10 protein-coding genes are annotated in these 13,363 nt (G+C 70.3%); 2 read left to right on the top strand and 8 right to left on the bottom strand.

Going from position 1 to position 13,363, the window contains the following annotated elements; genetic code table 11:
* Position 1: 1 nt before the first annotated feature.
* From J2850_RS01790 to J2850_RS01760, 7 genes are all read right to left on the bottom strand, one after another.
* Entirely contained in the window at positions 2-1,111 is a 1,110-nt protein-coding gene (locus J2850_RS01790) for an amino acid ABC transporter substrate-binding protein (protein ID WP_307353643.1), read from the bottom strand.
* 59 nt (positions 1,112-1,170) lie between these two features.
* Entirely contained in the window at positions 1,171-3,384 is a 2,214-nt protein-coding gene (locus J2850_RS01785; RefSeq protein WP_209978143.1) for a methyl-accepting chemotaxis protein, read from the bottom strand.
* 508 nt (positions 3,385-3,892) lie between these two features.
* A complete protein-coding gene (locus J2850_RS01780) occupies positions 3,893-4,600 on the bottom strand; it encodes a response regulator (protein ID WP_209978136.1) in 708 nt (235 codons plus the stop codon).
* A 64-nt stretch (positions 4,601-4,664) separates the two neighbouring features.
* The gene (locus J2850_RS01775; RefSeq protein WP_211113729.1) at positions 4,665-5,408 is read right to left on the bottom strand and encodes an amino acid ABC transporter ATP-binding protein; all 744 of its coding nucleotides are present in this window, start codon (positions 5,406-5,408) and stop codon (positions 4,665-4,667) included.
* Between the two features lie 21 nt (positions 5,409-5,429).
* Positions 5,430-6,635, bottom strand: coding sequence for an amino acid ABC transporter permease (locus tag J2850_RS01770; protein ID WP_209978135.1), 1,206 nt, complete (start codon positions 6,633-6,635; stop codon positions 5,430-5,432).
* The gene (locus J2850_RS01765; protein ID WP_209978133.1) at positions 6,632-7,789 is read right to left on the bottom strand and encodes an amino acid ABC transporter permease; all 1,158 of its coding nucleotides are present in this window, start codon (positions 7,787-7,789) and stop codon (positions 6,632-6,634) included. The genes J2850_RS01770 and J2850_RS01765 overlap by 4 nt, the downstream gene beginning before the upstream one ends.
* Before the next feature lie 130 nt (positions 7,790-7,919).
* Positions 7,920-8,969: an amino acid ABC transporter substrate-binding protein gene (locus J2850_RS01760; RefSeq protein ID WP_307353647.1), complete on the bottom strand. Its 1,050-nt coding sequence runs from the start codon at positions 8,967-8,969 to the stop codon at positions 7,920-7,922.
* Between the two features lie 294 nt (positions 8,970-9,263).
* Between J2850_RS01760 and J2850_RS01755 the strand changes: the two genes are divergently transcribed.
* Complete coding sequence (locus J2850_RS01755) at positions 9,264-10,127, top strand: RNA polymerase sigma factor sigma-70 region 4 domain-containing protein (RefSeq protein ID WP_209978131.1); 864 nt, start codon at positions 9,264-9,266, stop codon at positions 10,125-10,127.
* Positions 10,128-10,342: 215 nt separating this feature from the next.
* A complete protein-coding gene (locus tag J2850_RS01750) occupies positions 10,343-11,599 on the top strand; it encodes an MFS transporter (RefSeq protein ID WP_209978129.1) in 1,257 nt (418 codons plus the stop codon).
* Between the two features lie 249 nt (positions 11,600-11,848).
* On the opposite strand, the gene J2850_RS01745 is transcribed toward J2850_RS01750, so the two are convergent.
* Complete coding sequence (locus J2850_RS01745; RefSeq protein ID WP_209978127.1) at positions 11,849-13,279, bottom strand: S41 family peptidase; 1,431 nt, start codon at positions 13,277-13,279, stop codon at positions 11,849-11,851.
* Positions 13,280-13,363 lie beyond the last annotated feature (84 nt).

The raw sequence follows: 13,363 nt of genomic DNA, 5'->3' as shown, positions 1-13,363 counted from the left end.
GTCAGCGGAAGGGCGGCGCGTACAGCATGCCGCCCTGCGTCCACGGTCTGTTCAACCCGCGGTCCATCCCGTAGGGAATCGCGAGATTGCGGTCGAAGATCTCGCCGTAATTCCCGACCTGGGCCAGCGCCTGCACCGCCCAGTCGTCGGGCAGGCCGAGCATGCGGGCCGCGCTGCCGGCATGGCCCAGCATGGCCTGGAGTTCCGGGTCGTCGGGGATGCGGCCGGCGCGGATGTCGGCGGCGGCAAGGCCGCGGGCGTCCGCCAGGATCAGGGCGTGGAGGATCCAGCGGGTGATGTCGTACCAGTTGCGGTCGCCGCGGACGATGTAGGGCGTGAGCGGCTCGCGCGAGATGACGTCGGGATAGATGTGGATCCCCAGCCCCGCCCTGCGGTAGCCCGCCAGCGAGGTGACCAGAACGGTGCGGTCTGTGGTCAGCAGCCCGCATTCGTGGGCGAGGAAGGCCTGGAGCGCCTCGTCGAAGGTCTTGAAGGTCCGCAGGGTCCAGGGACGGTCGGCCTGCCGGATATGGTCCTCCAGGTTGCGGACGGTGGTGGTGGCTGTCTTGACGCAGACCGTCTGCGGCCCCAGCCGGTCGAGCGGTGGCGGCGTGCCGTCGGCGAGGATGGCGAAGCCCTGGCCGTCGTAGAGCAGCGGCAGCAGGAACTCCACGTCGTGGGACAGGTCGCGGCTGAAGGTCCAGGTGGTGGTGGTCAGCGCGATGTCGACCTCGTGCTTCTCCACCGCCTCGAACTCCTGCGGCTTGTCGGGCAGGCGGACGACGCGGATCGCCTGGGCGCTGCCCAGCGTCGCCGCCGCCAGAGCCCGGCAAACGTCGGCCAGGAAGCCGTCGAGATGTCCCTGCGGGTCGGTGAAGGAAATGCCGCTGACCCCGCTGCGCAGCCCGCAGACCAGGACGCCCCGGCTGCGGATGCGGTCCAGCGTCTCGCCGTCCTCGGCATGGGCCGCCGGGGCCAACGCCGGGGCCGCCAGCAGCGCAAGCAGCAGGGCGGTGCCCAGGCGCCGGCCGGCCCGCCGAATCATCTCCCCCACTCCGATCCCCCCGACCACGTTCGCCTCCGCCGCGCCGCTGCCGGATGCGGGTTCCACCCCCTCTCCACACGTCCTCCGCTAGACAGGGAAGGGGTGGGGAGGGGAAAGGCGGCGGGTCAGGCCGCCTGCTGGGCGCGGAGCGTGCTGAGCAGACTATGCAGCGACGCGGCCTTCTCGGCCAGCGTGTTGGCCGTCCCGGTCAGCGAGCCGGCGATGTCACCGGTCTTCGCCGCCTGCGCGCTCACCCCGTCGATCAGCGCCGCCACCTCGCCGGTGTTGCCGGCGATCACGCCCACCCGCTCGCGGATTTCCGTCGAGGCTTCCGTCTGCCGCGCCACCGCTCCGCCGATCAGGTCCTGCACCGTGCTGATGCGGTCGACCGAGGCGGAGATGCGGGTGAAGCTGCCCACCGTGTCCTGGATGCTGCCGTTGATGGCGGTGACCGACCCGGCGATCTGCACCGTGGCGTTGGCGGTTTCCTCCGCCAGCTTCTTCACCTCCGCCGCGACCACGGCGAACCCCCGGCCGGCCTCGCCGGCGACCGCCGCTTCGATGGTTGCGTTCAGCGCCAGCAGCTTGGTCTGGTGGGCGATGCCGGTGATGACGTCGACGATGCGGCGGATCTGCTCGGTGTTCTCGCCAAGCTGGCCGACCACGCCGCGGGCGGCGGCCAGTTCGCCGATGGTGGCGCCCACCACCCCGGCCGCCTCGCCGGTCAGGCCGGACACCGTGCCGATGGTGTCCATCAGCGTCGCGGTGCTGTCGTTGCAGGTGCGGGCGTTGCGGTTGCTCTCGGCGACGAAGCTGCCGGCGCTGACCGTGCTGTCGATGGTGCCGGCCGACTGCTGGCGCAGCGCGTCGGCCAGCTCGCGCAATTGGCCCGACTGCGTCGCCACGCTGGAGGCCACCTGATGGACGTCCTCCATCAGCCGGCGGGCCAGGGTGGCGGACCGCACCTGCTCGGTCACGTCGGTCCAGGACAGCGTCTTGCCCAGAACGTTGCCCCGGTCGTCGAAGACGGTGTCGACATGGGCCTCCACCGTGGTGTCGTCCACGCTCAGGGTGCGGCGCGGCACCGGCGGGCGCGAGGGGTCGGTGCATTCGGCGGTGAAGTCCGGCCCCTGCGCCAGCAGGTCGGGGCCGGCCGGGTCGATGCCATGGGCGTCGCAGAAGGCGCGGGCGGCCGGGTTGACGAACGCCACGTGGGCGCCGCCGACCTGCCCGCCGGTGCGCAGCAGCGCCGTCGGAACCGGGCTGGAATCGACCATGCGCTTCATCAGCAGCACCTGCTCGACGCTGCCGCGCAGCCGGCGCAGCGCCGCGGCCATCACCGCCAGCTCGTCTCGGCCGGTGTGCGGCACCTCGATCGACAGGTCGCCGGCGGCGATCTGTTCCATGGCGCGGGCGAACTTGCGCAGGCTGGCGAAGACGGCGACACGCAGCAGCAGGGCGGCGGCCAGCGCGACCGCCAGGGCGAAGGCGGCCACCATCGTCAGCGCGCCGTTGCGCAGCTCCTCGGTCGCCCCGACGAAATCGGCGACGTCGCGCGAGATCTCCGCCGTCGCCCAGGGCAGGCCGCCGTCGCCGCCGATGGTGACCGATGTGGTGGACAGCCGGGCATGGTCCGACGGGTCGCCGCCCTTGGTCTCGTACAGCGCCTCGCCCTTGGCGTCGGTGAAGCGGATGTCGGCGTCCAGCACGGTCCCCAGGGTGGACAGCGCCGGCAGCGGGTCGGTCACCACCTCGAGGAAGCCCAGCACGCGGAATCCGCCGATCGGCACGATCATGCTGTGGAGCGGGCGGCCCAGCCCGTCGCGCCACAGCAGGCTGGCCGGGCGGCGCTTGTCGGCGATCTCGCGCGCCTTCAGCGGTTCGAACAGGGTGGGAACGGCGGCGACGCTGTCCTGGTCGGCGCCGGTCCCGGCCACCCGACGCATGTCGGCGTCGAACAGGGTGACGGCGACCAGGCGGACCTCGCGGTCGACGACGACGGGACGGGAATAGATGTTCTTCAGCGCCAGCGCCGCCTTGGAGAACTCCTTCTGCTGGACGCTGTCGACGAGGAAGCCGTCGCGGCTCCATTCGTTGGCGTGGCCCTGCAGCCATTCCGTATAGTTCTTGCGGATGCGGTCGTTGACCAGCACGCGCAGCGTGGCGGCGGCGCTGCTGTTGAAGGTCGATACCGCGAAGTCGGTGTAGCGTTGCGACACCCAGGCCTGGCTGGCGATCAGCGCCGCCACCAGAACCCCCACGACCGACACCATCGCCCGCCGCAGTGTCCAGAAGCGGAAACGGACGCCCGGATCGTCCACCGTCGCGATAGCCCTCATGCCCAAACCCCCTCACCGCAGAGTATGGTTTCACGCAATGCCGCGGGCCTGTGGCGATCGCAGTCGTCCCCTTTCCCCGCCTTGGAGGAAGGGCGCGGCGCCATGCGCCGGAGGAGTGCGGGGATTGGCGACTGCGATCGTCCCGGCCAGCGCCCATTCTCACCCGGTTTTTTGAACGGCATAGTGCTCAAATGTGAACAGCTCGTATGTTTCCCTTCCTTTTTTGTGAAGAAGCGGCCGATTTCGAAAATAGTGCTGCGAAAATGGCCGAAGGAAATAGGACCATGCCGCGCATGCCAAGAGTATCCGCCCAGCAGACGATCTATGATTGTCTTGTAGACAGGCGGGATTGATCGTTGAATGCATGAAAATCAGGCCACGGGCACAGTGAAGGAAAAGCTTCACGATGCCCGTGGCCAAGGTTGCCGAGCGCGTGGCCGCTGCCGGTCCGCTGCCGGATCCTGGCGGCGGGGGAATTGGCTCGGGGTGCGGTGCCGGGCGCCGGCCGTCAGGGATCCTGCGTGACGTCGCCGGCGAACAGGTATCCGGTGCCGTGGACGGTCACGATCAGCCGGGGGTCGGCGGGGTCGTCCTCGATCAGGCGGCGCAGCCGGCGGACCAGGCTGTCGATGGTGCGGTCGGTGGCGTCGCTCTTGCGCCGGGTGGTGGCGGTCAGCAGGTAGTCGCGGTTCATCACCCGGCCGGGATTGCAGACGAAGGTCGACAGCAGTTCGAACTCCGCCCCGGTCAGCCGCACCGGCTGCCCGTCCGGCCCGGTCAGCCGCATGCGGTCGAGGAACAGGGTCCAGCCGCCGAAGCTGCGGCGGCGGTCGTCGCGCTGGTCGCCGGGCGCCTTCAGCCGGCGCAGCAGGTTGCGCACGCGGGCCAGGATCTCCCGCGGCTCGAAGGGCTTCGCGATGTAGTCGTCGGCCCCCATCTCCAGGCCGATGATGCGGTCCAGCTTCTCCGCCCGGCTGCTGACCAGGATGATGCCGATCTCCGACACCGCGCGCAGCTCGCGGGTCAGGGTCAGGCCGTCCTGCCGCGGCAGCCGGATGTCCAGCAGCACCACGTCGACCGCGGTCGACGCCAGAAGCTCCTTCAGCTCCTCGGCGCTGCGCGCCAGCACGACGCTGAAGCCCTCGTCCGTCAGGTAGGACTTCAGCGTCTCGCGGGTCACCGCATCGTCGTCGGTGATGGCAATGGTCGCCGCCATGACCCTTCCCGATCCCCCGTTCCGCTCCGCGCCTATGCCGGTCCGACCATACGCCCGCAGCCGCTCAATGTTCCAGGATCTGTCCGAGGAACTGGCGGGTGCGCTCGCTCTTCGGGTTCTCGAAGAACTCGGCGGGGGTCCCGCTCTCGATGATCGAGCCCTCGGCCATGAAGACGACGGAATCGGCGACCTGGCGGGCAAAGCCCATCTCGTGGGTGACGCAGACCATGGTCATGCCCTCGCCGGCCAGTTCGGTCATGACGTCCAGCACCTCCTTGACCATCTCGGGGTCGAGCGCCGAGGTCGGCTCGTCGAACAGCATGATCTCCGGCTTCATGCACAGGGCGCGGGCGATGGCGACGCGCTGCTGCTGGCCGCCGGACAACTGGCCGGGGAACTTCTGCGCCTGGTCGGGGATGCGGACCCGGCGCAGGTACATCATGGCGATCTCCTCGATCTCGGACTTCGCCATGCCGCGCACCCAGATCGGCGCCAGCGTCAGGTTCTGCAGCACCGTCAGGTGCGGGAACAGGTTGAAGTTCTGGAACACCATGCCGACCTTGCGGCGGATGGTCTCGACCGACTTCACGTCGTCGGTCAGCTCGGTGCCGTCGACGATGATGTGGCCGGTCTGGTGCGCCTCCAGCCGGTTGATGCAGCGGATCATCGTCGACTTGCCCGATCCCGACGGGCCGCAGACGACGACCTTCTCGCCCTTGCCGATCTTCAGGCTGACGTCGCGCAGCGCATGGTAGCTGTTGTACCACTTGCCGACCTTGCGGAGTTCGATGATGGCGTTCTCGGTCATGTGGGACTCTCCCGGGGCCGGTCAGCGGCGGTTGTAGCGGTTGGCCAGACGCTCCAGCCATTGGCTGTAGCGCGACATGCTGAAGCAGAAGATCCAGAACATCAGCCCGGCGAAGATGTAGACCTCGGCGAAGAAGGGGCGCCATTCCGGGTCGGTGGTCGCCACCGTCGCCGCGGTCAGCAGGTCGTAGAGGCCGACGATGGTGACCAGCGAGGTGTCCTTGAAGGCGCTGATGAACTGGTTGACGATCGGCGGGATGACGATGCGCAGCGCCTGCGGCAGGACGATCAGCCTGGTCTTCTGCCAGTAGGACAGGCCGAGCGCGTCGGCCGCCTCGTACTGGCCCTTGGGGATCGCCTGCAGGCCGCCGCGCACCGCCTCGGCCAGATAGGCCGCGGTGAACAGGGTCATGCCGGCGAGCGCCCGCAGCAGCTTGTCCACCGTGACGCCTTCCGGCAGGAACAGCGGGAACATGACCGAGGCCATGAACAGCACGCTGACCAGCGGCACGCCGCGCATGGTCTCGATGAAGCCGACGCAGAAGGTCCGGATCGCCGGCAGCGACGACTGGCGGCCCAGCGCCAGCAGGATCGACAGCGGGAAGGCGATGGCGATTGAGAAGACCGACAGCATCAGCGTGATCGGCAGCCCGCCCCACTTGTCGTTGGCGACATAGGTCAGGCCGAAGACGCCGCCCCACATCAGCACGCCCATGGCGACCAGCACCAGCGCCCAGACGCCGGCCAGCCAGGGCCGCCAGAAGGCGCGCACGCCGCTGGCGCCCAGCAGCGCGACGAACAGGCCGCAGGCCAGGAAGGGGCGCCACTGCTCGTCGTAGGGGTAGGTGCCGAAGAAGATCAGCCGGTGCTTCACCGCGATGATCGACCAGCAGGCGCCGGCCGCCTCGCGGCAGATCTCCGAACCGCCGGTCCACACGGCGTTCAGCAGCAGCCAGTTCGCCATCGGCGGCACCGCGTACCACAGGACGGCGAGGCAGGCGACGGTCAGCGCCGTGTTGAGCGGCGTGTTGAACAGGTTGTCCTTGGCCCAGCCGAAGGGCTTCAGCGCCGTCATGCCGCCGGGCTGCGGCGGGACCGAGGCCTGCGACGGCTCCTCCTCGTAGGAGGCCGCCCAGGTGACGGGCTGGACCGGGCCGGTGGGGATGGCGCCGGCGGGGGTGGCGCCAGCGGACGTGGTGGTGGAGTCTGTCCGGGTGTCCTTGCTCATCTCGTCACCAGCGCCACTTTGCGGTTGTACCAGTTCATGAAGCCCGAGATGCAGAGGCTGATGATCAGGTAGACCGCCATCATCATCGCCACCGCTTCCACCACCTGGCCGGTCTGGTTGGCCGAGGTGTTGGAGACGCTGACCAGATCCGGGTAGCCGATGGCGACCGCCAGCGAGCTGTTCTTGGTCAGGTTCAGGTACTGGCTGGTCAGCGGCGGCACGATCACCCGCAGCGCCTGCGGCAGGATGACCAGGCGCAGGATCTGCGCGGGCTTCAGGCCCAGCGCCAGCGCCGCCTCGGTCTGGCCGTGCGGCACCGCGAGGATGCCGGAGCGCACGATCTCGGCGATGAAGCCGGCGGTGTAGACCGACAGGCCGACCAGCAGGGCGGTGAATTCGGGGGTGACCGACCCGCCGCCCTCGAAGTTGAAGCCGGTCAGCTCCGGCACGTCGAAGGCCAGCGGCGCGCCGGTGGCGACGAAGGCGGCGACAGGGGGCAGCAGCACGGCGGCGATGGCGAGCGGCAGGGTGGGGAAGGGCCTGCCGGTGGCCTCGCGGCGGCGGCGGCCGTAGCGCACCGCGGCGATGGCGGCGGCGATGCCGGCGACCAGTGCCAGCAGCACCCAGCCATGGCCGGCATGCTCCGCCAGCACCGGGAACTTCATGCCGCGGTTGCTGAGGAAGACGTGCGGCACCACCTCCAGCGCCTCGCGCGGGCTCGGAAGCCGGTTCATGATGGTGTACCAGACCACCAGTTGCAGCAGCAGCGGCACGTTGCGGATGGTCTCGACATACAGCGTGGCGAAGCGGCTGACCATCCAGTTCGACGACAGGCGGGCCACGCCGATCAGGACGCCCAGGACGGTCGCCAGGACCACGCCGGCGGCCGACACCGCGAGCGTGTTCAGCAGCCCGACGGCCAGCGCCTTCAGGTAGGTGTCGGACGCGGAGTAGGAGACCAGGCTCTCGCCGATCTCGAAGCCGGCCTCGCGCTCCAGGAAGCCGAAGCCGGTGGCGACGCCGCGGGTGGAGAGGTTGGTCAGCGTGTTGGAGACGAGGTACCAGGCGACGGCGAGGGCGCAGGCCAGGAACAGCCCCTGATACAGCCATCCCCGCACGCGCGCCGAATTCAGCGCCTTGGCCAGGTTGGACATGATGATGCTCCGTGCGGGGGAGAGGCGGCGTGAGGGTGCGGCCCCCCTCCCGGCCCCTCGCCCGCCTCGGCCGACCGAAGGTCGGTCCGGCAGCGGGGGAGGGCCGCGGAGGAGGATCCGCGCGGGCGCCTTACTTCAGCGGCGGGGCGTACATCAGGCCGCCATCGGTGTAGAGGGCGTTCTGGCCGCGCGCCATCTTCAGCTTGGAGCCGGCGCCGACGTTGCGCTCATAGCTCTCGCCGTAGTTGCCGACCTGCTTGACGATGTTGTAGGCCCACTTCTCGTCGACGTTCAGCGCCTTGCCGTTGCCGGCGGTGACGCCCAGCAGGCGCTTCACGTCCGGATCGGGGGAGGTCAGCGCATTGTCGACATTCTCGGAGGTCAGGCCCTTCTCCTCGGCCTGGACCATGACGTAGAAGGCCCAGGTCACCAGGTTCGTCCACTCCTCGTCGCCCTGGCGGACGGCCGGGGACAGCGGCTCCTTGGAGATCAGCTCGGGCAGGATGACGTAGTCGTTGGGGTTCTGCGCCTCGGCCGCGCGGATGGCGGCGAGCTGCGACGCATCGGAGGTCAGGGCGTCGCAGCGGCCGGCGAAGAAGGCCTTGTTCAGCTCCTCGTTCTTCTCGATGACGACGGGCTTGAAGTTCATCTTGTTGGCGCGGAAGTAGTCCGAGACGTTCTGCTCGGTCGTGGTGCCGGGCAGCACGCAGACGGTGGCGCCGTTGAGCTGCTTGGCGCTCTTCAGCCCCAGCTTCGCCGACACCATGAAGCCCTGGCCGTCATAGTAGTTGGTCGGGCCGAAGTTCAGGCCGTTGGCGGTGTCGCGGGTCAGGGTGCGCGTGGTGTTGCGGGCCAGCAGGTCGATCTCGCCGGACTGCAGCGCCGGCAGGCGCTGCTGCGCCGACAGCGGGGTGTACTTCACCTTCTCGGAATCGCCGAACATGGCGGCGGCGACGGCGCGGCACATGTCGACGTCGAGGCCGGCCCAGTGGCCCTTGTCATCGGGGGCCGAGAAGCCGTAGAGGCCGAGGTTGACGCCGCACTGGACATAGCCCTTCTGCTTCACGCCGTCGAAGGTGGCGCCGGCCTGGGCGGTCCCGGCCATGGTGAGGGCCGACAGGGCGATGGCGGAGACGGACAGGGTCGCCGCGGCGGCGAGCGAGCGCAGGGAGGTCTTCACGGGTCGTGGATCCTTCAGCCTTGTTCATTCCGGGGCGCCGGGGCGGGCGGATGCCCGCCTACCCCGGCGCCCTCGACCTTGACGCGGCGGCTTGAACAAAGTGCCCCGCGGTCTTGAACGGAAGTGGCGGAATTGTGAACAGCTTTGGACAGGGTGCAGCCGGGAAGGCCGGGGCGGCAGTCCTGCAGTCCGGCCGCCGGTCCCGCCCTTTTTCATCGCCAGGGCCGGACCTATCTGTGATGCTGACGGTTGTTGCGGCAAGGGCCGGTGGACGACGGCGGGAAGGGGGGGCTGATGGCGACGCTGAAGGAGTTCGAGGAAGCCTTGCGGGCGGCAGGCAACACGGCGGCCCTCGAGATTCTCGCCACCCTGCGGGCCCGTGACCGCGGCGAGCGCTCCATCCGGCCGGCGCGGCGGATCACCGGGCGCAAGATGACCCCCGAACTGGCCGCCGAGATCCTGCGCCTGCATCAGACCACCGAGATGACGCAGCAGGAGATCGCCTTCGAGCTGGGCGTGAACCAGGGCCGCGTGAACGAGGTCATCAAGCGCCGCAAGTGGCTGGACGACGATCCGGACGCCCCCGAGGCCCAGGCCCGCGACAAGGCCAAGCAGCGGGCCAAGGAGGGCGTCGGCTTCACCCCGCATCCGGTCGCCGGAACCGACGCAGACGGTCCGGCCGATGCCGGTTCCGGTGATGCCGGTCCTGCCGCCGCCGCTCCCACCGCAATTCCAGCCGCCACTCCCGCCGCCACTCCCGCCGCCACTCCCGCCGATGCGGTCGCGGCCGATCCGTCTCCCGTGGAACCGGCCCCGGCGCCGGCGTCCGTGGCGGCTCCGCCGGCCCCCGAGGCGGAGCAGCAGCCCGTCGACGAACCGGAAACCGCCGCTTCCGAGGCCATTCCCGAGGCAGCCGCCCCCGAGCCTGCCCCCAAGGCCGCCGGCGCGCCGTCCGCCGGGCTGCCCGTGGAGGAACCCGCACCGGTGCCTGCGGCGCCGGCCGGCGAGCTGCCCATCCCGACGCCGGCGGACGCCCTCGTTCCGCCGGCGGAGGACGCGGACCAGAAGGCGGCTTCGAAGCCGGCCGGCAAGGGCAAGGCGGGATCCCGCAAGCCGGCGAAGCCGGCGAAACCGCCGGCCCAGCTCGACCTGCTGTGACCGCGTCCCCGGCACCAGCGCCGGGGCGAGGTCGTTGAAATCCTCGGGCAGCCATGCCTGGCGCTCATCTCGCATCTGCGGAATTGTCGGTCTGCGGCCGATTGCCTCATCGCCGTCATCGCAAATATCCTGCGTGGCCCCGGTCGTGCCCCATTCCTTCGGCCGCCGGGATCCAGTCACGGAAAACCCACAGCAGCGACAGCGGAGAGACGACCATGGCTTCTGCCGGGCAAGACGGCGATTTGCGTCCGGGCGGAGGGGCCGGGACGCAGACGGGGGCCGTGGCGGCGGTGCGGCCCGGGCTGGTGCTCCTGGCGCTCGCCATGGGAGGCTTCGCCATCGGCACCACCGAATTCGCGACGATGAGCCTGCTGCCCTATTTCGCCCGCGGCCTCGGCATCGACGAGCCGACCGCCGGCCACGTCATCAGCGCCTATGCGCTGGGCGTGGTGGTGGGGGCGCCGGTGATCGCCGTTCTGGCGGCGCGGCTGGCCCGCCGCACCCTGCTGATCGGTCTGATGACGATCTTCGCCGCCGCCAACGTGGCCAGCGCCTTCGCGCCGACCTACGGCTGGATGCTGGTCTTCCGCTTCCTCAGCGGCCTGCCGCACGGCGCCTATTTCGGCGTCGCCGCCCTGGTCGCCGCCTCGCTGGTGCCGCCGCACCGGCGGGCGCAGGCGGTGGCGCGGACCATGCTCGGGCTGACCGTGGCGACCATCATCGGCGTCCCGCTCGCCAACTGGATCGGGCAGGCGCTGGGCTGGCGCTGGGGCTTCGGCGTCGTCGGCCTGCTCGCCCTGCTGACCGTGGCGCTGGTCTCCGTCTTCGCGCCCAAGGACCGTCCGCATCCGCAATCGAGCCCGCTGCGCGAACTGGGGGCGCTGAAGCGCCGCCAGGTCTGGCTGACGCTGGGCATTGGCGCCATCGGCTTCGGCGGCATGTTCGCCGTCTACACCTATGTCGCCTCGACGCTGATGGAGGTGACGCAGGTGTCGCCGGCGATGGTGCCGGTGGTGCTGGCCGTCTTCGGCAGCGGCATGACCGTCGGCACCCTGGTCAGCGCATGGGCCGCCGACCGCGCCCTGATGCCGACCGTCGCCGCCGTCCTGTTGTGGAGCACCGCCTCGCTGGCGCTCTACCCGTTCGCCGCCGGCAACATCTGGACGATATCGCTGGTGGTCTTCCTGATCGGCTGCGGCGGCGGGCTGGGCACCCCGCTGCAGGCGCGCCTGATGGACGTGGCGGAGGATGCGCAGACGCTGGCCGCCGCGCTCAACCACAGCGCCTTCAACGCGGCCAACGCGCTCGGCCCCTGGCTGGGCGGGATGGCGATCGCCGCCGGCTGGGGCTGGACCTCCACCGGCTGGGTCGGCTGCGCCCTGGCGCTTGGCGGCCTGGCGGTCTGGGCGGTGGCGGTGCTGGACGCCCGGGCGACCGATGCACGGATGGCGGCGGCCTGCGCGGGGGATTGACGCACCCGCAGGGCGCCTCGGCGGCGATTGTGCCCCCTCCCTCACCCTTCCCCGCTGTCGGACCGACCTTCGGTCGGCCGAGGCGGGAGAGGGGACTGCCGTCATTCCGCGGACCTCCCTCTGCGGATCGTCTCACGCCGCCTAAGCCTCCGGTTCCCTCTCCCGCCAAAGGCGGGGGGAGGGGCGGGGAGGGGAAAAAATCCAGCCGCCATGCATCCTGGCAGGGGCGGCCGACCTGCGGAGATGCCGCTACTCCCCGCTGCCCGCCAGCGTTCCGGTCAGCCGCGTGCGGATGGCCGCGACCGCGCATTCCAAGGGGCGGTCGTCGTCCGGGCGCGGCGGCTGGTTCATGACGTCCGGGCACATCTCCTCGGCGGTCCAGGTCCGCGGCTTGGGCGGCGGCACGGCGTTGGCGTCGCAGGTCGCCGGGTCGGGATGCGTCTCCTCGGTGCTGCCGTGGGTCGGCTTCACCTCCAGGTTCGGCGAGATGCCGAAGCAGTCGACCAGCGCCTCGGACGGGCGGTAGTAGCGGGCGGTGGTCAGCCGGATCCCGGTGTCGGCGCTGAGCGAGGAGATCGTCTGGACCGAGCCCTTGCCGTAGGAGCGGGAGCCGAACAGCAGCGCCCGGTGGTGGTCCTGCAGGGCGCCGGCGACGATCTCCGACGCCGAGGCCGAGCCGCTGTTGATCAGCACCACCATCGGCAGTCCGGCCAGCAGGTCGCCGGCGGTGCCGCGGTAGGTGCGGGATTCCTCCGGATCGCGGCCGCGCACCGAGACGATCTCCACCGCCTCCAGGAAGCGGTCGGCCACCTGGACCGCCTGCTCCAGCAGGCCGCCGGGGTTGTTGCGCAGGTCGATCACGGCGCCGGTCAGCCGGCCCTTGGCCTGGTTGCGCATGTCCTCGATCGCCGCATCCAGCGCCGAGGAGGTCGACTGGTTGAAGGTGGCGATGCGGATGTAGGCGACCGTGCCTTCCAGCCGGTAGCGGACCGGATGGATCTTGACGACGGCGCGGGTCAGCGACACCCGCGTGCTCGCCTCCGACGAGGGGGGCCGGCGGATGGTCAGCGCCACCGAGGTGCCGACCGGGCCGCGCATCCGCGCCACCGCGTCGTGCAGGTTCAGCCCCTTGACCGCGGTGTCGTCGATGCGGGCGATCAGGTCGCCGCTGCGCAGGCCGGCCCGGGCGGCCGGCGAGCCGTCGATGGGGGAGACGACCTTGATCAGGCCGCTCTCCTCGTCCATCGTCACCTCGATCCCGAGCCCGCCGAACTCGCCCTGGGTCTGTTCGCGCAGGTAGCGGTAGCGCTCGGGGTCGAGGAAGCTGGAATAGGGGTCGAGCGACCCCAGCATGCTGTCCAGCGCCGCCTCGGTCAGCATGCGGTCGCTGGCCTTTGGGGCCTCGGCCTTCTTCTTCTTCAGGCCCTCTTCGGCCTTGTCGACCAGCACCTGCGGGTCGTAGGGCTTCACATGCTCCGTCAGGACGCGGCGCATGGCGTCGGCGAACAGCACGTAGTTGCGGTCGGCGGTGGACAGCGATCCGTAGCCGCGGACCTTCGCGAAGTCGGTGCGGTATCGGTCGAGCGCCGCGACGGTGTCGGCACGGCTGGTCGGCGCCACGGCGCAGGCAGGCCCGATCGCCACCATCATCAGCAGTAGGGCAGCCAGCAGCTTCGCCATCCTTGGCCCCTTTTCACTGGCCGGTCCGGCCGGCAGTCTCAAACGCATCGTTCACATTACCAGGGGTTTCGCCGGTCGTTGCGA

This window comes from Azospirillum picis (assembly GCF_017876115.1).
In the GTDB taxonomy this organism is placed as follows: Bacteria; Pseudomonadota; Alphaproteobacteria; order Azospirillales; family Azospirillaceae; genus Azospirillum; species Azospirillum picis.
Note: the sequence above shows the minus strand (reverse complement) of the source record. Positions and strands in the feature narration are given on the sequence as shown.